General features: G+C 28.8%; 27 protein-coding genes. 17 read left to right on the forward strand and 10 right to left on the reverse strand.

Features of this window, described 5'->3' with window-relative positions; translation table 11 throughout:
• The first annotated feature begins 45 nt into the window (after positions 1 to 45).
• Positions 46 to 1095 (forward strand): peptide chain release factor 2, encoded by a 1050-nt coding sequence (gene prfB, locus AMN95_RS04705; protein WP_075522808.1) that lies wholly within the window; start codon positions 46 to 48, stop codon positions 1093 to 1095.
• Complete coding sequence (locus AMN95_RS04710; protein WP_075522809.1) at positions 1092 to 3281, forward strand: AsmA-like C-terminal region-containing protein; 2190 nt, start codon at positions 1092 to 1094, stop codon at positions 3279 to 3281. Before prfB ends, AMN95_RS04710 begins: the two co-directional genes overlap by 4 nt.
• Here AMN95_RS04710 and tyrS read toward each other — a convergent pair.
• Entirely contained in the window at positions 3278 to 4507 is a 1230-nt protein-coding gene (tyrS, locus tag AMN95_RS04715; protein ID WP_075522810.1) for a tyrosine--tRNA ligase, read from the reverse strand. The genes AMN95_RS04710 and tyrS overlap by 4 nt on opposite strands.
• A gap of 48 nt (positions 4508 to 4555) precedes the next feature.
• Here tyrS and AMN95_RS04720 point away from each other — a divergent pair, with 48 nt between their 5' ends.
• Complete coding sequence (locus AMN95_RS04720; protein WP_075522811.1) at positions 4556 to 5701, forward strand: anhydro-N-acetylmuramic acid kinase; 1146 nt, start codon at positions 4556 to 4558, stop codon at positions 5699 to 5701.
• On the opposite strand, the gene AMN95_RS04725 is transcribed toward AMN95_RS04720, so the two are convergent.
• Complete coding sequence (locus AMN95_RS04725; protein WP_075522889.1) at positions 5698 to 6342, reverse strand: alpha/beta hydrolase; 645 nt, start codon at positions 6340 to 6342, stop codon at positions 5698 to 5700. The genes AMN95_RS04720 and AMN95_RS04725 overlap by 4 nt on opposite strands.
• A 146-nt stretch (positions 6343 to 6488) precedes the next feature.
• Between AMN95_RS04725 and AMN95_RS04730 the strand changes: the two genes are divergently transcribed.
• The 9 genes from AMN95_RS04730 to AMN95_RS05665 all read left to right on the forward strand — a co-directional run bounded on the left by AMN95_RS04730 (position 6489) and on the right by AMN95_RS05665 (position 12892).
• A complete protein-coding gene (locus AMN95_RS04730; RefSeq protein WP_075522812.1) occupies positions 6489 to 6914 on the forward strand; it encodes an Rrf2 family transcriptional regulator in 426 nt (141 codons plus the stop codon).
• A gap of 1 nt (position 6915) precedes the next feature.
• On the forward strand, positions 6916 to 8358 hold the full coding sequence (gene sufB, locus AMN95_RS04735; protein ID WP_075522890.1) for a Fe-S cluster assembly protein SufB: 1443 nt from the start codon (positions 6916 to 6918) through the stop codon (positions 8356 to 8358).
• Positions 8358 to 9092: a Fe-S cluster assembly ATPase SufC gene (gene sufC / locus AMN95_RS04740; RefSeq protein WP_075522813.1), complete on the forward strand. Its 735-nt coding sequence runs from the start codon at positions 8358 to 8360 to the stop codon at positions 9090 to 9092. Before sufB ends, sufC begins: the two co-directional genes overlap by 1 nt.
• On the forward strand, positions 9093 to 10340 hold the full coding sequence (locus AMN95_RS04745; RefSeq protein WP_075522814.1) for a SufB/SufD family protein: 1248 nt from the start codon (positions 9093 to 9095) through the stop codon (positions 10338 to 10340).
• Positions 10337 to 11557 (forward strand): aminotransferase class V-fold PLP-dependent enzyme, encoded by a 1221-nt coding sequence (locus tag AMN95_RS04750; protein WP_075522815.1) that lies wholly within the window; start codon positions 10337 to 10339, stop codon positions 11555 to 11557. The genes AMN95_RS04745 and AMN95_RS04750 overlap by 4 nt, the downstream gene beginning before the upstream one ends.
• Positions 11554 to 12018, forward strand: coding sequence for a Fe-S cluster assembly sulfur transfer protein SufU (sufU, locus tag AMN95_RS04755; RefSeq protein WP_075522816.1), 465 nt, complete (start codon positions 11554 to 11556; stop codon positions 12016 to 12018). The genes AMN95_RS04750 and sufU overlap by 4 nt, the downstream gene beginning before the upstream one ends.
• 5 nt (positions 12019 to 12023) lie before the next feature.
• Positions 12024 to 12320, forward strand: coding sequence for an iron-sulfur cluster assembly protein (locus AMN95_RS04760; RefSeq protein WP_075522817.1), 297 nt, complete (start codon positions 12024 to 12026; stop codon positions 12318 to 12320).
• Positions 12320 to 12655, forward strand: a complete 336-nt coding sequence (locus AMN95_RS04765) for a HesB/IscA family protein (protein ID WP_075522818.1) — start codon at positions 12320 to 12322, stop codon at positions 12653 to 12655. The genes AMN95_RS04760 and AMN95_RS04765 overlap by 1 nt, the downstream gene beginning before the upstream one ends.
• Positions 12656 to 12721: 66 nt before the next feature.
• A complete protein-coding gene (locus AMN95_RS05665; protein WP_179850354.1) occupies positions 12722 to 12892 on the forward strand; it encodes a hypothetical protein in 171 nt (56 codons plus the stop codon).
• Positions 12893 to 12905: 13 nt separating this feature from the next.
• Here AMN95_RS05665 and glnA read toward each other — a convergent pair whose 3' ends face one another.
• Positions 12906 to 14312, reverse strand: a complete 1407-nt coding sequence (gene glnA / locus AMN95_RS04770; RefSeq protein WP_082256672.1) for a type I glutamate--ammonia ligase — start codon at positions 14310 to 14312, stop codon at positions 12906 to 12908.
• A 141-nt stretch (positions 14313 to 14453) separates the two neighbouring features.
• On the opposite strand from glnA, the gene AMN95_RS04775 reads away from it, so the two are divergent.
• Together AMN95_RS04775 and AMN95_RS04780 are read left to right on the forward strand one after the other, a co-directional pair.
• Positions 14454 to 14933: a YbaK/EbsC family protein gene (locus AMN95_RS04775; RefSeq protein WP_075522820.1), complete on the forward strand. Its 480-nt coding sequence runs from the start codon at positions 14454 to 14456 to the stop codon at positions 14931 to 14933.
• Complete coding sequence (locus AMN95_RS04780; RefSeq protein WP_075522821.1) at positions 14930 to 15817, forward strand: DMT family transporter; 888 nt, start codon at positions 14930 to 14932, stop codon at positions 15815 to 15817. Before AMN95_RS04775 ends, AMN95_RS04780 begins: the two co-directional genes overlap by 4 nt.
• Here the strand turns inward: AMN95_RS04780 and AMN95_RS04785 are convergent.
• The 3 genes from AMN95_RS04785 to AMN95_RS04795 are packed head-to-tail and all read right to left on the reverse strand — an operon-like array spanning position 15810 to position 18101.
• Positions 15810 to 16718 carry a homocysteine S-methyltransferase family protein gene (locus tag AMN95_RS04785; protein ID WP_075522822.1) on the reverse strand — a complete coding sequence of 303 codons (909 nt, stop codon included), beginning with the start codon at positions 16716 to 16718 and terminating at the stop codon, positions 15810 to 15812. The genes AMN95_RS04780 and AMN95_RS04785 overlap by 8 nt on opposite strands.
• Positions 16719 to 16725: 7 nt before the next feature.
• Complete coding sequence (locus tag AMN95_RS04790) at positions 16726 to 17316, reverse strand: putative 2OG-Fe(II) oxygenase (RefSeq protein ID WP_075522823.1); 591 nt, start codon at positions 17314 to 17316, stop codon at positions 16726 to 16728.
• Positions 17317 to 17354: 38 nt separating this feature from the next.
• Positions 17355 to 18101: a sulfite exporter TauE/SafE family protein gene (locus AMN95_RS04795; protein WP_075522824.1), complete on the reverse strand. Its 747-nt coding sequence runs from the start codon at positions 18099 to 18101 to the stop codon at positions 17355 to 17357.
• 15 nt (positions 18102 to 18116) lie between these two features.
• Between AMN95_RS04795 and AMN95_RS04800 the strand changes: the two genes are divergently transcribed.
• Entirely contained in the window at positions 18117 to 18617 is a 501-nt protein-coding gene (locus AMN95_RS04800) for a molybdenum cofactor synthesis domain-containing protein (protein WP_075522825.1), read from the forward strand.
• On the opposite strand, the gene AMN95_RS04805 is transcribed toward AMN95_RS04800, so the two are convergent.
• The gene (locus AMN95_RS04805; RefSeq protein WP_075522826.1) at positions 18618 to 18863 is read right to left on the reverse strand and encodes a DUF1244 domain-containing protein; all 246 of its coding nucleotides are present in this window, start codon (positions 18861 to 18863) and stop codon (positions 18618 to 18620) included.
• Between the two features lie 326 nt (positions 18864 to 19189).
• On the opposite strand from AMN95_RS04805, the gene adh reads away from it, so the two are divergent.
• Positions 19190 to 20719, forward strand: a complete 1530-nt coding sequence (gene adh / locus AMN95_RS04810; protein ID WP_075522891.1) for an aldehyde dehydrogenase — start codon at positions 19190 to 19192, stop codon at positions 20717 to 20719.
• A 49-nt stretch (positions 20720 to 20768) separates the two neighbouring features.
• Complete coding sequence (locus tag AMN95_RS04815) at positions 20769 to 21122, forward strand: DUF779 domain-containing protein (protein WP_075522827.1); 354 nt, start codon at positions 20769 to 20771, stop codon at positions 21120 to 21122.
• On the opposite strand, the gene AMN95_RS04820 is transcribed toward AMN95_RS04815, so the two are convergent.
• The 3 genes from AMN95_RS04820 to AMN95_RS04830 are packed head-to-tail and all read right to left on the reverse strand — an operon-like array spanning position 21119 to position 23255.
• Positions 21119 to 21691, reverse strand: a complete 573-nt coding sequence (locus AMN95_RS04820; protein WP_075522828.1) for a protein-methionine-sulfoxide reductase heme-binding subunit MsrQ — start codon at positions 21689 to 21691, stop codon at positions 21119 to 21121. The genes AMN95_RS04815 and AMN95_RS04820 overlap by 4 nt on opposite strands.
• Entirely contained in the window at positions 21691 to 22596 is a 906-nt protein-coding gene (gene msrP / locus AMN95_RS04825) for a protein-methionine-sulfoxide reductase catalytic subunit MsrP (RefSeq protein ID WP_075522829.1), read from the reverse strand. Before msrP ends, AMN95_RS04820 begins: the two co-directional genes overlap by 1 nt.
• Positions 22593 to 23255, reverse strand: coding sequence for a class I SAM-dependent methyltransferase (locus AMN95_RS04830; protein ID WP_075522830.1), 663 nt, complete (start codon positions 23253 to 23255; stop codon positions 22593 to 22595). The genes msrP and AMN95_RS04830 overlap by 4 nt, the downstream gene beginning before the upstream one ends.
• Position 23256: the final 1 nt, after the last annotated feature.

The raw sequence follows: 23256 nt of genomic DNA on the forward strand, positions 1-23256 counted from the left end.
TGAATGACAAATATTTAATATTTAAAAAAGAAATAGAAAAAATTAATCAAAGAGTTAAGGAGTATCTTTGAAAAGCATAATATTGCGTCTAAATTAGACAATCATAATAAAGAAATGCTTGAAGCCAACTTTTGGCAAGACAGGGCTCGTTCACAAAAAATAGTAAAAGAAAAAAAATTATATGAGGATTTAATTAATTCCTATGATCAGTCAAGTAGCCAACTTCAAGATCTTGAGGATTTATATGAATTAGCTTTAGATGAAAATAACTCAGATATACAAAATGAGATAAGTAAAAATATTTCAGATTTAAGACTACTTGCAAAAAAAAATGAAATAAAATGTTTTTTATCTAAAGAAGCAGATCCATTGGATGCCTATATTGAAATTCATGCAGGAGCAGGAGGCACTGAAAGTCAGGATTGGGCGGATATGCTTAGAAGAATGTATTTAAAATGGTCAGATAACAGAAATTATAGATATCAAATAGTCAGTGAACATAAGGGAGATGAGGCAGGAATTAAATCTACTACAATAAAAATTGAAGGTGATTATGTATTTGGGTGGTTAAAAAAAGAGTCTGGTATTCACAGATTAGTTAGAATTTCACCTTTTGACTCCGGCGCTAGAAGACATACTAGTTTTGCGAGTGTATGGGTTTATCCAGTGGTTGATGAAAACATCAATATTGAAATTTCTGATAAAGATCTAAGGGTAGATACCTATAGATCTAGTGGTGCTGGAGGACAACATGTAAATACAACTGACAGCGCTGTACGAATAACCCATATACCTTCAAAAATCGTTGTACAATGCCAAAATGAGAGATCTCAACACAAAAACAAAGAGACATGCATGAATATGTTGAGAGCAAGATTATACGATTTTGAAATAAAAAAAAAAGAGGAGCAAAATCAAAATTCAGAATCATCTAAATCTGATATAGGCTGGGGTCATCAAATAAGATCTTATGTTCTACAACCTTATAGACTAGTTAAGGATAATAGAACTGACCACGAAAGCACAAGTCCAAGCAAGGTCTTGGATGGAGAAATAGATGAATTTCTTGAAAAATCTTTATACCAACTAAAATGAAAAAAATAATCTATAGATCAGTTATTTTTCTAATATCAGTATCATTTTTTTTATTAATCTATTTAAGTACTATTGGAATAAAAACAAATAAATTCAATTCGCAAATAATTTCTCAGATAAAAAAAATTGAACCAAAAATTAAATTGAAACTTAATGATGTAAGTGTGAAGTTAAATTTGATCAAATTTACAATTGATGCTAAAACAGTTGGAACCTCTATCATTTTAAAAGATAAAATAATAAAACTTGAAAATATTAAGTCACAGATTTCCTTAAACTCTATTATAAATAATGAATTTGCGTTATCAGAGATATCAGCATCAACTAATTCATTGCCTATAAAAGATATGATAGGTTTTATTAGAGCACTTAATAGAGATCCTAAACTTTTCATTGCTGAAAAATTTATCAAAAATGGGTACATAGTGACCAATCTAAATTTCAAATTTGATGAATTTGGAAAATTAAAAGATAACTACAAGATAGATGGTTTAATAAATGATGGTCAAATATCGATGTTAAATAAAAATCTAAACAAATTAAATTCTGGTTTTCAGTTTTCAAATAATAAATTTCAATTTTTTGATATGAATTTACTTCTAAACAATAAAAAAATTTTAATACCATACCTTATTGTAACTAAAAAAAATAATGGGTTTTTAGTCTCTGGAAAATCAAATACCAAAGATATTGAACTTAATAATAATGATATTAAAAATTTGATAAATTATGAATTTTTAAATAAAAATTTTCAAAAAATAAGATTAAGCTCAGATTTTGATTTCAATTTTAAAGTAAATCGAAAATTTAAATTTTATGATATTTTGATAAAATCAAATTTAGATGTCGATTATCTAAAACTTAAAAATAGTATTGATTTAAAAGATATTTTCCCAAATATTAAAAAAGAATTTATATTAGAGAATCATAAAATTGAATTAGTATATAATAAAAAAAATCTTAACATTGTTGGATCTGGTAATGTGTCTTTTCAGGATAAGGAAGATTCTTTAGAATATGAATTTAAAAGACAAAAAGATAAAATATTTTTTGATACCAATCTTAAAATTTCAAATAACCCATTTATAATAGATTTTCTTAATTATGAAAAAACAAAAGGATCAATATTAGACTTATCCTTAAAGGGTAGTTTTAAAGATAATGAAATACTCTATAATCAAATATTAATAACCGAGAATAAAAATAAATTGTTTTTTAAAGATTTAAATTTTTCTAAGGGATATAAAATTAATGATTTAGACCTTATTGAAATTGATTTCACTGATAAAGAAAACATTAAAAATAAATTACAAATTAAAAAAGATAAAAAAAGATATACTGTAACAGGTGAAAGTCTTAATATTAATAAGTTAATTAACGATTTATTAGAAAGTAAAAAAGATAATAAAAGAAAATATTTAAATAAGGATTTTAAATTTATTTTTGATATTAAAAAAATTCACTTAGATAAAATTAATAAAGGTTACGACCTAACAGGATCTTTATTATTAAATAATAATGAGATTATAGACTTGAATTTAGTCTCTAAATTCTCTAGTGGGCAAAATATCAATTTAACAATAAAATCAAACGATAATTTGGAAAAAATTACAACTTTATTTTCAAACGAAGCAAAACCTTTAGTAGATAGATATAAATTTATAAAAGGCTTTAAAGAGGGGAAACTTGATTTTTATTCAATTGAAAAAAATAATAAATCCCAATCAACTCTAAGAATATATGATTTCAAATTAAAAGAATTACCAGCTTTAACAAAATTATTAACACTTGCATCCTTACAAGGTATCGCTGATTTATTATCTGGTGAAGGGATTAGATTTAACGAGTTCGAGATGAATTTTGAAAATAAAGGCAATCTTATGACTATTAATGAAATTTATGCTATTGGACCTGCAATATCAGTTTTAATGGAGGGTTATATTGAAAAAGATAATCTCATTAGTTTAAGAGGCACCTTGGTACCTGCAACAACAATTAATAAAACAATAAGTTCAATTCCTTTACTAGGTGATATTCTAGTTGGTAAGAAAACGGGAGAGGGCGTTTTTGGAGTAAGTTTTAAAATAAAAGGTCCTCCGAAAAATTTGGAAACTACAGTAAATCCAATTAAAACTCTTACACCTAGATTTATTACACGTACATTGGAAAAATTTAAAAGAGACTAATCTAACTCTATTTTAATATGTCTCTTCTTTCCAAGAGAAAGCTTTAAAAATTTATCCTGAAATATATCTTCAGAAATTATCTTTTTGTCATCCTGCACGATTTTGTTATCAATCTTAACTCCATTACCTTTAATTAACCTTCTTATTTCACTTTTTGAGGTTTCTAGTTTTGATAATATTATTAGATCGATTATATTAATTCCTTTACCAAAATTCTTTTTTTTGATTTTTATTGATGGTAAGTTTGACCCAGATGAGTTTTCAGAAAAAGCTTCTTTTGCAGTAGTTTCAGATTTTTTTGACTCATGTTTACCATGTAATAAAGAAGTTGTTTCGTTAGCTAACAATATTTTAAGTTCGTTAATATCTTTATTTTTTAATTTTTCTATTTCCTCAATTTCTAAATCAGTAAAAATTTTTAAAAATTTTATTACATCTCGATCATCTATATTTCTCCAAAATTGCCAATAATCATATGGAGCTAAAAATTGTTTGTCTAACCATATAGCTCCATTTTCTGTTTTTCCCATTTTAGCACCAGAAGCTAAAGTTATTAATGGTGTGGTAAGACCATAAGCTTGATTACTAGAGTGTCTTTTTATCAGCTCTACTCCATTAATTATATTTCCCCACTGGTCAGAACCACCGATTTGTAAAGTACAATTTTCTTTTCTGTTTAATTCTAAAAAATCATAAGCTTGTAAAATCATATAATTAAATTCCATGTAGCTTAGAGATTGTTCTCTATCTAATCTAGTTTTAACACTTTCAAATGTTAACATCTTATTTATTGTAAAATGTTTTCCAATATCTCTTAAAAAAGAAATATAATTTAAATCTTTTAACCAATTATAATTATTTACAAATATAGGTTTTGTATTTTTATCATTTGAGTCTAAATAATTTTTTAAAATTTTTTCAATGTTCTTAGAATTTTTTTCTATTTCATTTTCATTTAAAATTTTTCTTGTTTTATCTTTGCCTGATGGGTCTCCAATTCTTGTAGTTCCTCCTCCTAAGAGTACTATAGGTTGATGACCATGTTTTTGTAAAAGTCTAAGACACATTATTTGAAGTAGGCTGCCAACATGTAAACTTTCAGCTGTACAATCAAAACCTATATAAGCTCTAATTTTTTGGTCATCCAATAATTTAGATAATTCATCTTCATTCGTACATTGATAGTAAAGACCCCTATCTTTAAATTCTTTTAAAAATTTGTTCATAAGCTTATAATTCTACAATATACAAATTTTTTTTAAAAAAAAATAAATATGAAAAAAAAGATATTTATTTCTTTAGGTCTAATGAGTGGAACCTCTATGGATGGGGTGGATTTATCTCTTATTAAATCAGATGGTAATAATTATATTGAGTATATAGATGATAAATACTACGAATTTAGTGATAAATTACGGGCACAATTAATTGATTTAAGAGATGCACAAAAAAATGCTCAAGATTTATTGAAAAATCAGTCAAAAATAAAAGAGGCTGAAAAAAATTTCACATTATTCAACAGTAAAATAGTTAATTCATTTATTAACGATATAGGCACCAAACCAGACTTAATAGGCTTTCATGGCCAAACGATTTTTCATTCAGCAAAAGAAAAAATTTCAAGACAATTAGGAAATGCAAAACTTTTATCACAATTAACGAACTGTTCTATTGTAAACAATTTTAGAGAACAAGATTTAATTAATAATGGTCAGGGAGCTCCACTAACACCAATATTTCATTTTTTGATTTCTAGAAAAATTAAAGATGAATTTAAATTAGAATTTCCAATCAATATTATAAATCTTGGAGGCATCGCAAATTCTACTTCTGTAATAAACAATTTAGATATTGAAAATGATGTATATGCCTATGATATTGCACCTGGTAATTGTCTATTAGATGAATGGTTTAGAAAACATACTGATAAAAGATATGACTCTGAAGGTAAAGTTGCGAATTTTGGAAAAGTAAATGATTTAATTCTAAATCAAGCAATAGATAATTTTGAAATAACTTCCATTAAAGAGTCATTGGATGTAAAAGATTTTGATACATCGTTTGTAAAAGGATTGAGTTTTGAGGATGGTTGTGCAACTTTAACAGAATTTACAGCTCATTTAATATCTGAGGGAATAAAAAAAGTTGATGAAATGAACAATATTTTTTCAAAAAATTTGATTTTTTGTGGAGGAGGAAGAAAGAACAAAACCTTGATTAATAACATTTCAAAATTGCTAAATAATAAAGATATTAATATTTACAATATAGATAAATTTAAAATTAATGGAGATTTTGTAGAGTCCAAAGCATTTGCTTATCTTGCGATAAGAAGTTTATTAAATTTACCTATATCATTTCCAAATACCACAAGATGTTCATCATCTTCTTCCGGTGGAATATTAACAAAAAACTTTTAGTACAAAGCAGTTTCTTTTTTGATATACTTATCTAAAAATTTTACTAATTGATCCTCACTTTTTGAGAAAAAGTGATTTGCATCTGGAACAGATTGAAATTCAACTTTAATTCCTTTTTGTGCACTTAATCTTTTATTTAATTCATCTATATGTTCTAAAGGAACAAGCTCATCTTTTTTTCCATAAATCATCATACCAGAAGTTGGGCAGGGAGATAAAAAAGAAAAGTCATAAGCGTTTGGCTGAGGTGAAATGGCTATGAATCTGTTAATTTCTGGTCTACGCATTAATAATTGCATCGCAATTAAAGAACCAAATGAAAATCCTGAAACCCAACATTGAGAATTGTCAAAATTTTCTCGTTCTAGCCAATCTAAAGCCGCAGCAGCATCTGCCAATTCTCCTTGTCCATTATCAAATTCACCATCACTTTTACCTACTCCTCTAAAATTAACCCTACAAACTGAAAAATCATTATCCATAAAAGTTTTAAATGTTTCTACAACTACTTTATTGTTCATCGTACCACCATATTGCGGATGTGGTTGCAATACTAAAGCCACTGGTGACGTACTCTTTTTACTTTTAAAATATTTTGCTTCAAGTCTTCCGGCCGGTCCCGGAATGAAAATTTCTAAAATTTTATTGTCCATATTTGCTATTGATAATTATTCTCAAAAAAAAATTACATTTATCACAACTGCGTGACAAAATGTTAGTCTTTTTTTAAGTATGATACTTGACTATTTTAGTCAGGTTTATATATACCCACTAAAATAGCGGATTTATGAAATTAACATCTAAAGGTAGATATGCGGTAATGGCTTTAGTGGACCTGGCTAGATTTGATAATATCAATCCAGTTTCCCTACGAGATATCTCATTAAGACAAGGAATATCCTTGGATTATTTAGAGCAAATTTTCTCTAAATTGAGAAAAAAAGAAATTGTTCAAAGTGTACGAGGTACACAGGGTGGTTATATTTTAAATAAAAAAGCCAAAGAAATAAAACTTACTAATATATTTGATGCTGTAGATGAAAAAGTAAAAACTGTTCAGTGTAAAAAAGAGTCTAAAAAAGGATGTAATGGTAAATTAACAAAGTGTTTAACTCACAATCTTTGGGACGAATTAGAAAATCATATAAATAATTTTTTTAAAGAAAAAAGTTTAGAAGATTTAGTAAAAGATAATAATGAGAGAAGATTATAAAATGGATACAAGAGAAAAAGACATAGAAAAATTAAAAGATTATAAGTACGGCTTTACTACTGACATAGAAAATATTAAAGCTCCAAAAGGCTTAAACGAAGATGTGATTAAGTTTATTTCTAACATTAAAAAAGAACCACAATGGATGTTAGACTTTAGATTAAAAGCTTATGAGCGGTTAAAACTTTTAAGAGAACCTAATTGGCAAAAACCAAAATATCCTAAAATTGATTATCAAGATTTATACTACTACTCGGCACCAAAAAGTATGAAGGATAAACCAAAAAGTTTAGACGAGCTTGACCCTAAACTTTTAGAGACATATAAAAAACTTGGAATTCCATTACAAGAGCAAGCAAGACTAAATGGAATTGCAGTAGATGCAGTATTTGACTCTGTTTCAGTAGCAACTACCTTTAAAGGTGAATTAACTAAACATGGAATAATTTTTTGCTCAATGTCAGAAGCAATTCAAAAACATCCTGAGCTTGTAAAAAAATATTTAGGCACAGTAATACCAGTTACTGATCATTTCTTTGCTACTTTAAATTCTGCTGTTTTTACCGATGGATCATTTGTTTATATTCCTGAGGGCGTTAAGTGTCCAATGGAACTATCGACTTATTTCAGAATTAATGCATCAGAGACAGGACAGTTTGAGAGAACATTAATTATTGCTGATAAAGGAAGTTATGTGAGTTACCTTGAGGGATGTACTGCTCCAATGAGAGATGAAAATCAATTACATGCAGCAAATGTTGAGTTGATTGCTTTAGACAATGCAGAAATTAAATACTCAACTGTACAAAATTGGTATCCGGGAGATGAAAACGGCAAAGGAGGAATTTACAATTTTGTAACTAAAAGAGGATTATGTAAGGGGAAGAATTCTAAGATATCTTGGACACAAGTTGAAACAGGCTCAGCTATAACATGGAAATACCCAAGCTGTATATTAAAAGGTGATAATTCCATTGGTGAATTCTATTCTATAGCAATTACCAATAATCATCAAAAAGCAGATACTGGGACAAAGATGATTCATTTAGGAAAAAATACTAAAAGTAAAATAATATCTAAAGGTATAAGTGCTGGATTTTCTGATATGACTTACAGAGGTCTAGTAGATATTAATTCAAAAGCTAAAAATTCTAATAATTACACACAATGTGACTCTTTATTAATGGGAAATAAATGTGGTGCACACACGGTACCTTATATTAGAAACAAAAATTTTGATTCAAATATTGCACACGAAGCTACAACATCAAAAATTAGTGAAGAACAATTACATTATTGCCAACAGAGAGGACTTAATCCTGAAGAAGCCGTAGGATTAATTGTTAATGGTTTTTGCAAAGAAGTATTACAACAATTACCAATGGAGTTTGCAGTAGAGGCCCAGAAACTTGTAGGAATTAGCTTAGAGGGGAGTGTTGGTTAATGCTTAAAATAAATAATTTAAATGCAAATGTTGAAAATAAATCCATACTAAAGGGATTTTCTTTGAATATAAATCCTGGTGAAGTTCACGCAATTATGGGTCCGAACGGTTCAGGAAAAAGTACATTATCCAACATTTTATCAGGAAAAAAAGGTTATGAAGTATCAGGCGACATCTTATTTGAAAATAAAAATTTATTTGATCTTGAGACCGAAGAAAGAGCACATAAAGGAATATTTTTAGCTTTCCAATATCCACTAGAAATTCCAGGTGTAAATACGAATATATTTTTAAAAACATCCTTAAATGCAATTAGAAAAGCACGAGGTGAAAAAGAACTAGATGCTATTGAATTTTTAAAACTCGTAAAAGAAAAAGCTAAAGAATTAAAATTTGATGAAGAAAAACTAAATAGACAATTAAATGTTGGGTTTTCAGGTGGAGAAAAAAAGAAAAATGAAATCTTACAAATGTCTATGTTGGCACCAAAACTATCAATTTTAGATGAGACAGACTCAGGCCTAGACATAGATGCACTGAAAATAGTCGCTGATGGAGTTAATACCTTAAGAAACAAAGATAATTCTTTCTTAATAATAACTCATTATCAAAGATTATTGGATTATATAAAACCAGATTTTGTTCATGTTTTAATGAATGGAAAAATAATTAGATCTGGGGGACCAGAATTAGCAATAGAATTAGAAAAAAAAGGTTACGAAAGTTTTAATTAAATGAGTGAACAATTACAGTCAGATTTTGATAAAATAATTAAAACCTCAACATTTTCCAACGAGGAAATACAATCAAAAAAATTTTTTTTGAAAAAGTTTATTGAAAATGGATTTCCAAATAGAAAACAAGAAGATTGGAAGTTTTTAGATATAAGTCAGATTATTAAGAAAAATATTAGTGATCTTAACTTCTTTAATGATTACTCATTGCCAAATAAAATTGATACCTCTATTTTTGTTGATGGTTTAGAACATAATAAGATTATTTTTATTAATGGAAGAATAGAAAAAATTGATTTTAATTATGAGGATCAAAATAAAATTGAAATTAAAGATGAGATTGAAAGAAGTATTTTATTTGATTATGAAAATTCCTTAATTGATTTGAATAGTGCATTTATAAATAAAGTTTTTAAAATTTTTGTGAAAAAGAATTATTCTTTAAAAAAACCACTAATAATTTATCATTCTACAAATGATAAGATGAAATCAACAAATATTAATTTGAGGTTAGATTTTGAATTAGGTGAAAATAGTTGCTTAAGATTAATTGATTTTTTTACTGACAATACAAACAAAAATTTTATCAATATTTTCTATAATTTTAATTTACTAAAAGACTCAATTCTTAAAAATTATAAAATTGATAAATTTATAAATGATAATTTAAAATATTCTTTTAATAACATTGAACAGGGCAATAACAGTGTTTCGGAAACTTTTATATTATCTGCTGGTTCAGATTATTCTAAAAATGAAATTAATTGCAATTTAAATGGTGAGCACTCTTCTGCTTTTATTAATGGAGTTTTTTCATTAAAGGAAAATCAGCAACATGAAATAAGAACTACAGTAAACCATTTAGTTGAAAACACTAAAAGTTATCAACTTGTAAAGAGTGTTCTTGGAAAAAATTCGAAATCTGCTTATCAGGGAAAAATATTTGTAAATTCTAAAGCTCAAAAAACTGATGGATATCAACTCAGCAAAGCAATATTGTTAGATGAAACATCAGAGTTTAATGCAAAACCAGAATTAGAAATTTATGCTGATGATGTAAAATGTTCTCATGGATCTGCATCTGGAAGTTTAAATGAAGATTCAATTTTTTATTTAATGTCTCGTGGTTTAAGTTATCAACAGTCAAAAAAACTTTTAATAAATGGTTTTTTGCTAGATGTAGTTGAAAAGATTACAGACTCAGAAATTAAAAACTTAATTAAAAATATTATTGGATTAAAAGAATGAACATAAATAACATTAAAAAAGAATTTCCGATTTTTGATGAAAAAATTCAGAATAATGATTTAGTTTACTTGGATAGTGCAAATTCATCTCAAAAACCTAAAATAGTTTTAGATAGAATTAATGATTTTTACTCTAAACAGTTTTCAAATGTAGGTAGAAGTATTCATTATTTGGCTGTTGCAGCTACTAATTTGTATGAAAATACAAGATCTTCAGTGCAAAAGTATATTAATGCCAAAGATAAAAATGAAATAGTATTTACTAAAGGTGCGACAGAAGCTTTGAATTTAGTAGCTAATACTCTAGGCCAAGCAATTTTGGAACCGAATGATGAAATTTTAATTACAGAATTAGAGCATCATTCGAATTACGTTCCATGGCATTTTTTAAGAAAATCAAAAAATATTAAAATAAAGTTTGCAGAGATAAATGAAGATGGGGATATCCCGATTGAAAATATAGAAAAAGAAATTACAGATAAAACCAAAGTAATAGCTATAACTCATTTATCCAATGTTACTGGTGCAGTTTTACCAATTAAAGAGATTACTCAATTAGCACATTCTAAAGGTATTGTTGTTGTAGTAGATGGATGTCAAGGAGGACCTCATTTAAAATTAGATATGCAAGATTTAGATTGTGATTTTTATGCTATCTCATGTCATAAAATGTATGGACCAACAGGGCTTGGAGTTTTATATGGAAAAAAAAAATGGTTAGAGCAACTTCCACCATATCAGGGAGGTGGGGGAATGATAAATGAAGTAAAAAAAGATAGAATCTCTTATGGTGAACTTCCAAATAAGTATGAGGCTGGAACAATGGCTACAGCTCAAGTAATTGCATTTGATGAATCAATAAAATTTTTAGAGGGTATTGGAATTGAAAACATAATTAAGCACGAGAAGGAATTAATAGAATATGGACAAGAAATTCTACAAAAAAATAATTCTGTGAAACTAATCGGAAATCCAAAGGATCGAGGTGGAGTTTTATCTTTTACTGTTGAGGGAGTTCATCCACATGATATTGCAACTATTTTAGATGAAACTGGAGTTGCTATAAGAGCTGGTCATCATTGTTGTCAAATACTTCACGATAAATTAGGTATTCCTGCAAGTGCGCGAGCGTCTTTGGGAGTTTATAATACTAAAGATGATTTAGATAAATTAAATGATGGAATTAATAATTGTAAAAAAATTTTTGATCTAAAATGAACCTAAAAGAATTATATCAAGAAATAATACTGGAACACGGAAAGAATCCCAGAAATTTAGGAAAAACAAAAAATTTTAATAAAGATGCAAAAGGAAATAATCCGTTATGTGGAGACAACGTACATGTATATTTGAAGTTAAATGATCAAAGAAAAGTAGAGGGTATTTCGTTTGAAGGAAGCGGATGTGCAATATCAATGGCATCAGCTTCGATAATGACTGATTTGATAAAAGGAAAAAGTGATAATGAAGCAAAAGAAATAATCGAAGATTTTTTAGGAATGATAAAAGAAAATCCTGAGCTTAAAAATAATATTTTAAAAGAGGATGATAAAACAAAATTGATGTGTCTTTCTGGAGTAAAACAATATCCTATGAGAGTTAAATGTGCTACTTTATCGTGGCATACGTTAATCTCAGCAATGGAAAATGATGGAAAACAAGTAAGCACAGAGGATTGATATTTATGGAAGTCAAAAATAAAATTATAGATGAAATTAGAAAAATTTATGATCCTGAATTACCAGTAAATATTTATGAACTTGGCTTAATTTATGATATAAAAGTTATAGGCCGAAAAGCTGAAATTAAGATGACATTAACAACACCTAATTGTCCAGTTGCTGAAAGTTTACCTAAGGAAGTTAAAGAGGGAGCTATGCAAGTCGAAGAAATTGATGATGTTGATTTGCAATTAGTCTGGGATCCACCGTGGACAAAAGACATGATGTCAGATGCTGCTAAATTGGAGTTAAATTTATAATGAGCCAAATCATAAAATTAAGTGATAATGCTGCAGAAAGAATTAAAGAAATAATGTCCAATGCTGAAAAAGATGCATTAGGAGTAAGAGTTTCTGTTAAATCGGGTGGTTGTGCAGGTATGTCTTATGTTATGGAGTATTCAAAAGAATTGAACCCTAGTGATGAAGTTATTGAAGATAAGGGAGTTAAGGTATTTATCGATTCTGCTGCTGTCATGTATTTGTTAGGTACTGAAATGGATTATAAAAAAGAGAATTTTTCCTCTACTTTTGTATTTAATAACCCTAATGAAACAGAGCGTTGTGGCTGCGGAGAGTCATTTAAAGTAGGGTAATTTATAGCATCCTATAAGTTGCATAGCTGTATTGCTTAAAATGCATATCTAGTGTATAACATACATATGAATAAGTTTGAATTTAAAAATCTTGTTAAAGGCCTTAAAGACTCTTTAAAAGAAAAATCTTTTTTTAAAGATCTACGTAAAGAAGTTGAAACCGGTGCCAATGGTACACAGGACTATGTAGTTAAAAAAGGTATTAATAAAGATTCAATTGCTACAACAAAACAGTAATTAATATAATTAATTAACAACTGTAATACATCTCAAACTCTACAGGGTGAGGAGCATGTTCGAACTTGTGAATTTCTTCAAACTTTAGTGCGATATAAGCATCAATTTGATCGTCAGTAAATACTCCACCTTGCGTTAAAAACTCTCTATCTTTATCTAAACTTTCCATAGCTTCTCTTAATGATCCACATACAGTTGGTATGGATTTTACCTCTTCAGGAGGTAAATCATATAAATCTTTGTCAAAAGACTCACCAGGGTGTATTTTGTTTTTAATTCCATCGATGCCCGCCATTAGCATTGCTGCAAAAGTTAAATAAGGATTCCCTGATGCATCAGGAAATCTAATTTCACATCTTGCACCTTTTTTACTTAAGGTAATTGGAATTCTACAAGATGCTGATCTATTTCTTGCTGAGTATGCTAAAAGAACTGGAGCTTCAAATCCAGGAATTAATCTTTTATAACTATTTGTTGTTGCATTAGCAAAAGCGTTAATTGCTTTAGCATGTTTTAAAATTCCACCTATGTAATGTAAAGCTGTTTCAGATAAGCCTGCATAAGCATCTCCAGAAAATACAGGTGTATCTCCTTTCCAAATTGATTGGTGAGTATGCATTCCTGATCCGTTGTCACCAGCAACTGGTTTTGGCATAAATGTTGCGGTCTTACCAAATGAATGTGTTACCATTTGTACTACATATTTATAAAGTTGGACATTGTCTGCTTGTTGCACCAAAGTTCCAAAATACATTCCAAGTTCATGTTGACTTGGAGCAACTTCATGGTGGTGTTTTTCAACTTTAATTCCAACTTCTTTTAAATTTTTAAGATATTCACCACGCATATCTTGCTCACTATCAACAGGAGGAACAGGAAAATAACCACCCTTTACTCCAGGTCTGTGACCCATATTTCCATTTTCATATACTTTTCCAGAATTATAAGGTCCCTCTTTACTATCAAGTGCAAAACCACACTCATTCATGTCGTTCTTAATTCTAACATCATCAAATACAAAAAATTCAGGCTCTGGACCAAAAAAGGCTTTATCACCAATGCCTGAGGCTTTTAGATACTCTTCTGCTTTTTTAGCAACACCTCTTGGATCTCTTTCATATGGAGTTTTTTTAATAGCATCTAAAATATCACAAAATAGGACCACAGTGTTATGAGAAGTAAAAGGGTCAAGAAAAAATCTTAACAGATCTGGTTTTAAAATCATATCAGACTCATTAATAGCTTTCCAACCAGCAATTGATGATCCATCAAAAAAAACACCATCGTTTAACATATCTTCGTCAACAGCAGTTGAATCCATGGTTAAATGTTGTAGTTTTCCTCTTGGATCTGTGAATCTTAAATCAACAAATTCAGCCTCTTTATCTTTAATAAATTTTAAAACGTCACTTGCACTCATAATCTCTCCTGTATAATTCTGAGCGTTGTATTACCAAAAAAAGACTGATAAATAATGTTCTTTTAGTAAATAACACCTATGCAAATTTTACATAAGTGTACTATTACTGCTTAAATATGACTAACAATTAAAAGTTGAATAATGATTTTACTAGATAAAGAACCTGTCAAAAGAGCGGAGAAATCACTTAAAAAATTTGATCCTAGTTTGAGTGTTATCACCCTTAATTCCTCTGCAAGAACTGCTCAAGAAGCAGCTTCATCTTTAGGTTGTGAGGTAGGAGCGATCGTAAAAAGTTTACTTTTCAAGACTGACAATACTTTTACATTAAATTTGATAGCGGGTGACCAAAAAGCTTCACTTAATAAAATAAAGAAATTATTAAAAAAAAAAGATGTTTCAATGGCATCAGCAGAAGATGTAAAAAACATCACTGGCTACACTATTGGAGGGGTTTCTCCAGTTGGTCATATAAATAAAATAGAGATATTAATTGATCATTCACTTAGTAGATTTAATGATTTATATGCCGCGGCTGGGCATCCCAATTGTGTTTTTAAAATCAATTTTAAAGATTTACAAAGTATTACAAATGGATCAATCGAGGATATTACTGAATGAAACAACCAAAATTGTTTGATTATATATTGCTAAGCATTTTAGCATTAATTTGGGCTTCAGCCTTTTTTAATATCAAAATAGCAACTTACTCTTACGGACCAGTAACAATAGCATTTTTAAGAGTTTTTTTTGGATCTTTGCCAGTCTTATTAATTTGTTATTACAAAAAAATCAAGATTGAAGCTTTCACTAAAGATTGGCACTGGTTTGCAATGATAGGATTTATAAACTTGGTTGCGCCTTTCTTTTTAATCGCATATGGAATTAAATCTGTCCAAAGTAATTTAGCTGCAATTTTGATGTCAACTACTACATTAAGTTCAACAGTTTTGGGTCATTTTTATACCAAGAATGAGAAATTTAATTTGATAAGAACAATAGGTGTTTTAATTGGTTTTTCAGGAATAATTTATTTATTTTCAGATAATATACTTATTGATGAAAACAACTTTTTTTCTGCTATTTTAATTCTTCTGGGAGCTACTTGTTATGTAATTGGAGGAGTTTTAACATTAAAAATAAGTAAGAAAAAAAATGAAAATGTAACAGGATCTATATTAATTTGGGCATCAATTATCTTAATTCCACTTGTAATTTTGATTGAACCACCTTTGCATTATACTCCAAGATTAGATTCAACTATTTCAGTTATTTATCTTGGATTAGTCTCAACAGGAATAGCTTGGCTTTTGAGATTTAGAATTCTAGTTAATAATGGTTTGATTTTTCAATCCCAAGTTTCTTATTTGATACCTATTTTTGGCATTATTTTAAGTTACATTTTTTTAAAAGAGTTAATTACTGCTAAAATTATCGTATCATTGATTGCAGTTATCATTGGAATTTATTTTGTTAGAAAAGCGAATTATAAGAAAATTAAATAAGTTTTGAAAAAGCCTCTATGTGTGAAGGCCTAGTTTCACAACAACCACCAATAATAGTTGCTCCAGCATCTTTAAATTTTTTTGCAAACCTAGACATTTTCTCTGGAGTTAAGTCTTCTCGTTTTCCTAACAATTCATTTGGATTGCCAGTTTTACTTATATTATAAGTGTCAGTGTAATTAGGTTTTGGATTTGTCTCTATGAATCCATTCAATTTAAATCCAAAAGGAACCCCTAATTTTTTTACCTCTTCCATGTTTAGCTCATAGTTTTCTGGAGATACACATGATAAAATTAATCCAAGTAATTTTACATGATTAATTTTTGTAATAATTTCAGAAATTTTTTCTCCACTTGGAAGACTTTTACCTTCTGATATATGTGCCCCAATAAGATATGGTTTATTAAATTCTTTAATACAGTTGATTGCAATTTGAAATTCTTTAACACTGCTTAAAACATCTAAATAAAAAAAATCTACATATTGATTTAAGATTATTGCTTGACTGTAAAAATCATTATAGATCTCATTTTCTGGTCTTAAATCTGCCTTGTAGGTGAAATTTTGAGGAGGCAATCCTCCAGCAATCAAAGTGTGAGGATATTGTTTTTTTGCCTGTTGGGCAATTTCACCAGCTTTTTTATTTAAATACTCAAATTTATCCTCAACCTTGTTATCCCTTAACCTATTTTTTCTTGTAGTAAAAGTATTGGTTACAATTATTTCTGCACCAGCTTTAATAAAATCAATATGAGTTTCTAACAACATATTATGATATTTTTCATTAAGCAAAGCATTAGCGCTCCATAAAGTCCCATTTGGCTCCATTCCTCTTGCAAGAAGTTCTTGACCCATTCCTCCATCTAAAATTTTAGTTTCTTTAAAAAAATTTAAGTTCATAACATTCTCATTTTTTTAAAACCAACTTAGCATTAAAAGAAAATGATCTTCTCTCACCTTCAACATTGAAAGGATAGGCAGTATGCATTAAATAATTTGGAAACAAATACATATCACCAATTTTAGGAATTACATTATAAATACTTTTACTTAAAAAACCTCTTTGTCCATTTATAAAATCTATAGTACCGTTAGTTTTAATTTTTTTATTTTTAACCATTTTGTTAGTTGTCATTTTCCTGGGTAGTTTTAAATAACCAACACCTGACAAATCACCTTCATGATAGTGTATAGGATTATATTCACCCTTAAATTGTCGAACTACCCATAGATTCAAAATCTTAACTTTTTTTATATTCTTAATATTCTCATTTGATAAAAACTTAATAATAATTTTCTTCAATTCTTTTTCTAAGTTATCTTTGATAAATTTTGAGGATATTTTTACTTCTTTATTTATTTGACTTGCAAGCTTTGGGCCATAGTCAATTTTTTTAAATTTTGATTTTTTCTCAAATTCTTTATTCAATGTATCAAAAAATTTTTTTGATAATCTAGTTTTACCTACAGAGGGACCGAATGGTTTGATATTTTTCATAATATTATCTAATATAGTAAAAGATAATTAAATCAAGATTATGAAAAAAGTCTCAAGCCCATTCTAGCAGCAACAAAAATAACTAATAGTGAAGTAATTAAAGCTAGCGTTTTATTAGATAAAAATTTTATATTTAGAAAATTTCCAATTTGACCTCCAATTAAAACTGCCAAAAATAGTAGCCAAAATTTTGAGAAGTTATCTATCACTAGATCTTTTGTGAACTGTCCAAAAACACCAAAAACAGAATTAATTAGAATAAACAGTGAGGCTGCACAAGCTATTTGTTTTGGGTATCCCGCTTTTAGAAGAAATAGTATAGGACTAAGAAAAATACCACCACCAATTCCAACGATGCCTGAAAAAAAACCTATTATAGATCCAATTATTATGGAAAAAACTTTTGAAAATTCATTAATTTTAAAATCACTTTTATTCAAAATTCTACTCTCTATAAAAAGCATAACTCCTGCAACAAACAATATTAGAAATAACAAAATTTCAAAAAGTTCTTTTGAGATTTGTAAAGTTGCTCCAAAAAATGTAAATGGTATGGATCCTATAAGATAAGGAAAAAGTAATTTTAAACTTAAATTTCCTGATCTTATGTAATTAATTGAGTTTCCTGAAACTACTATAATGTTGCAAAATAAAGCTATTACTGGAAAAATGTAGTATGGAATATCCCAAATTAGCATTAAAGCTAAATAAGTAGATCCGCCACCAAAACCTACACTGGAATATAATAATGCTGTTATAAAAAAAAATATTGATAATATAATCATATTAAAAAAAATTTTATGAGTGTTAATATAGCCTTATTAACTGTAACAGATACAAGAACTTTTGATAATGATAAATCAGGCGATATTCTTGAGAAAAAGATAAAAGAGGCAAGTCACAATTTAATTGATAGAAAAATTTGCAAAGACAATAAAGACGACATCATATTTATTTTAAAGGAGTGGATTAGTAAAAAAGATATTGATGTAGTGATTACGACAGGGGGGACAGGACTAACAGGTAGGGATATAACTCCTGAGGCATTAGATGAAGTAGCAGAAAAACATATACCTGGTTTTGGAGAAATATTTAGAAATTTGAGTTTAAAAACAGTTGGAACTTCAGCTATTCAGTCTAGAGCCTGTGCAGTACTTTCGAATGGTAAGTATATTTTTGCTCTACCTGGATCTTCAGGTGGGGTAACAGATGCTTGGGATGGAATATTAAAACATCAACTAGATATTAACCACAAACCATGTAATTTTGTGGAGCTATTCCCAAGATTAAAAGAAAAGTAATTATTTTTGATATTTACTTTTCCACTCTGAATAAGGCATTCCATAAATTCGTTCTCTTGCCTCAGGATCAGAAATAGTGACACCTTTTTTTTCTGCTTCTTCTCTGTACCATCTCGATAAACAGTTTCTACAAAAGTTAGCTAGGTTCATTAGATCAATGTTTTGAACATCTTTTCTTTCATTTAAATGTTTTAACAATCTTTCAAAAGTTGCAGACTGGATTTCTATTTTTTCATTTTTATTCATAAAAAAAAATATTAATGACTTATAAAATAAGCACAAGATATAGTATTAATTCAATTAAAAGTAGAAAATTTAAATTTTAACAAATAGACACAAGTAATAATTGTTAGTTTAATGAGTTAATGGCTAAAAAGAAAAAGAAAAAAGCTAAGCCAAAGGCCAAGAAAAAAAAAGTAAAGTTGGCCAAATCATCTAGAAAAAAGATAAAAACGAGAAGAAAGGTTGTGGCAAAAAAGTCTGCGACTAAGAAGCGTTCTAAAAAATCTAGAAAAAATAATAAACTTAAATCAATAAAAAAAACAAGAGGAGTAAAAATGAGTGCAGAAGCTATGAAAGTGTCATCTGTATTAGATACTTCTCATTTGAAAGTGAAATTCCCGTTTAAGTCAAAATACGGGAACTACATTAACGGTAAGTTTGTAGAACCAAAATCTGGAAAATATTTTGATAATACATCGCCGATTTCAAATGAAGTAATCTGTTCGATTGCACGATCAAATGAAAAAGACGTAGACGCTGCATTGGATGCAGCTCACGCAGCTTTCCCAACTTGGGGTAAAACTTCAATTACGGAAAGATCGAACATTCTTCTTAAGATTGCTGATGTAATTGAAAAAAATCTTAATGTATTAGCAACAGCAGAATGTTTAGATAATGGTAAACCTATAAGAGAATGTATGGCTGCTGATTTACCTTTGGTAATAGATCATTGGAGATATTTTGCAGGTGTAATCAGAGCAGAAGAAGGTTCAGTTGCTGAAATTAGTAACAGTGAATATTCTTATCACATTCCAGAACCGTTAGGTGTAGTTGGACAAATTATACCATGGAATTTTCCATTATTAATGGCAACTTGGAAACTTGCTCCAGCTTTAGCAGCAGGAAACTGTGTCGTGCTGAAACCAGCTGAGCAAACACCAGCATCAATCATGTTACTTATGGAACTAATTGGAGATTTATTACCTCCAGGAGTAGTTAACGTTGTAAGTGGCTTTGGTTTAGAAGCTGGAAAACCACTAGCATCATCAAAAAGAATCAAAAAGATTGCTTTCACTGGTGAGACAACAACTGGTCGTTTGATTATGCAATATGCATCACAAAACTTGATTCCAATCACTTTGGAATTAGGTGGAAAATCTCCTAACATCTTCTTTGAAGACGTCATGGATAAAGATGATGATTTCTTTGATAAATGTTTAGAGGGTTTTGCGATGTTTACATTAAACCAAGGTGAAGTTTGTACTTGTCCAAGCAGAGTACTGGTTCAAGAGTCTATCTATGACAAGTTTATGGAAAAGGCTATTGCTAGAACAAAAGCTGTTAAGCAAGACAATCCTCTAAAAATGGAAACAATGATTGGAGCGCAAGCATCATTAGAACAAATGGAAAAAATCAAATCTTATCTGGATTTAGGTAAGAAAGAAGGTGCTAAAGTTCTATGTGGTGGAAATGTTGCAAAAATCAATAGTGGTTTAGAAAAAGGAAACTACATTGAACCAACTATTTTTGAGGGTAATAACTCAATGCGTATCTTCCAAGAAGAAATTTTTGGACCAGTGGTATCAGTAACTAAATTTAAAGATGAAGCAGAAGCATTAGAAATTGCTAATGATACACTTTATGGATTAGGCGCTGGTGTATGGACTAGAAATGGAAATATCGCTTACAGAATGGGTAGAGAAATACAAGCAGGTAGAGTTTGGACAAACTGTTATCACGCTTATCCTGCACATGCTGCATTCGGTGGATACAAACAATCTGGTATCGGAAGAGAAACACATAAAATGATGCTTAACCACTACAGACAAGTGAAGAATCTTCACGTGTCTTACAGTGAAAAGAAATTAGGCTTCTTTTAAAAATAATCTAATATATAATGGCTCGTGAGGAATCACGGGCCATAGTTCTATGAAAGTAAAAGCAACCAGTTCAGCACTTAAACTAATTGAAGAGCTTAAAGCTCAACATGGAGAAGAACTATTATTTCACCAGTCTGGTGGATGTTGTGATGGGAGTGCACCAATGTGTTATCCTAGAAATGAATATATGGTTGGCTCGAGTGATGTAAAATTAGGAGAAATTGGTGGAGTACCATTTTATATGAATGATGACCAGTATGAAAAATGGAAACACACAGATTTAACTATTGATGCTGTAAAAGGTATTGGTGGAATGTTTTCATTAGATAATGGCACAGGCAAGAGGTTCTTAACAAAATCTGAAATCTGCTTAGTAGTCGATAACGATGAAAAGAAAAATTAATTACCTTTTTTAAACTTAATTCTAAAACTCAGAAGTAAAATTATAATTACTAAATAAATCAATGGTTTAAAAAATATTGTTTTAGATAACCAAATAAAATGCAAAATCCCAAGTATTGCGATTATATAGATAGATTTATGTAGTTTTTTCCAATTTTGTTTTAATAGATGCATCATTTTTTTTGATGATGTAAAGGCAAGAGGAATCAATAATAGCCAAGCTGAAAAACCAATATATATATATTTTTTTTTAATAATATCATCTATTATTGGGCTCCAATTAAATCTGTAATCGATACCGATATAAGTAAGTAAATGAAGAGTTGCATAAAAAAAAACAAATAGACCTAACATTCCTCTTATTTTAATCCAAAAAATTAAATTTGTAATTTTTTTGAGTGGGCTCATTGCCAAAGTTAAGCAAATAAATATTAAAGTCCACTCTCCAGTAAAATGAGTTATTTCTTTTACTGGCTCTGGGCCTAACTTATTAAGTATAATTTTATACATTATAAAAACAAATGGAATAATACTTAAAATAAATACTCCTGACTTTAAAAATTTTGTCATTAGAAGTATTTTTTTAGATCCATGCCAGAATATAAATTTGCAACTTCATCTCCATAACCATTGAACATTAAAGTTTTCACTCTTGGAGCTAAAATACTTTCTCCAATAACTCGTTCGGTGGCCTGAGACCATCTTGGGTGATCTACTTCTGGATTTACATTAGAGTAAAATCCATATTCTCTTGGAGAAGCATTTTTCCAAGCTGTATTAGGCATATTTTTTACTAGCTTTATTTTCACAATAGCTTTTGCACTTTTAAAACCATACTTCCATGGAATGAATATTCTTAAAGGTGCACCATTTTGATTTGGCAAAGGTTTGCCATATAAACCAGTTACTACAGTTGTAAGTGGATGCATTGCTTCATCAATTCTAAGGCCTTCAATATATGGCCAGTTTAAGATAGGATATCTTTGTCCAACCATTTCTTCCGGGTTATAAACTGACTCAAATTCAACAAATTTTGCAGATGACTTAATTTTTACTTTGTTAAGTAATTTACTCATTGAAAATCCTAACCAAGGAATTATCATTGACCAACCCTCAACACATCTAAGTTTCAATACTCTTTCTTCTGACGGAATTGCTAAGACTTCCTCAATTGGTAATTCAATTGTTTTTTCAACTTCACCTTCAATTTTAATACTCCACGGCCGAGTGATAAAATTTTGTGATCGTCTATAAGGATCACTCTTACTTGTGCCAAATTCATAATAATTATTATATGTTGTCACATCTTTGAAAGAAGTTAAATTAGAAATATTGTTATTAGCTATGCTATGATTTGAAAATGGCAATAAACTTAAAGACAATGAACTAAAACCGTAACCCAAATTTTTAAGAAACTTTCTTCTATTTTTGTAAACTTTTTCTGGAGTTATCTCTGAATGTTTAAATTTTTTCATTTTTTAAAAAAATTTCTCAAAATCATTTTTATTTTCTTCAAAAACGGATAGATAATCTTTATAAAGCCATTGTAATTCCACACCTGTTTAATTGGATTTGCTTCAATTTCGAAATTTCCTTTTTTATGTATCATCGCTAAACCATTTTCTTGATTATCTAAGAATATTTTAAGAGAACAAAGATTCATGTTGCTATAGTAAAACTCTTTGATCGCATCAAGAGTTAAATCATAAACAATAGAATTTCGAGTATCTTTTTTTAATCTAAGCGGATAGTTGTCAATATCATCAATAAATATTGCACCATCTTTCTTAACATATTTAAAATATTTCAATAACAACTCTTTAACATGAAAATCTTCATGGTTACTATCGATGAAAATTAAATCTAATCCTGTTTCTTTTATTTCTGGAAAATTACTGATTACATTTTCTATATCTAGATCATTTGATTTTAAAAATTTCCATTTGGAAGATTTGCTTACATTGCTATAATCTTCAATATCTACACTCAATACTGAGGCATTATTTTTTTCAGCAAAAGAAATAAATTTATTTGTGGATAACGCTCTTTGTACACCAAACTCTAATATTGTAGGATTTTGTTTTGTTGATGCAAACTCTACCATTCGATCTAAATGATTAAAAAATTTATACATA

Origin of the sequence: Candidatus Pelagibacter communis, assembly GCF_001180185.1 — a bacterium.
GTDB classification, from domain to species: domain Bacteria; phylum Pseudomonadota; class Alphaproteobacteria; order Pelagibacterales; family Pelagibacteraceae; genus Pelagibacter; species Pelagibacter ubique_F.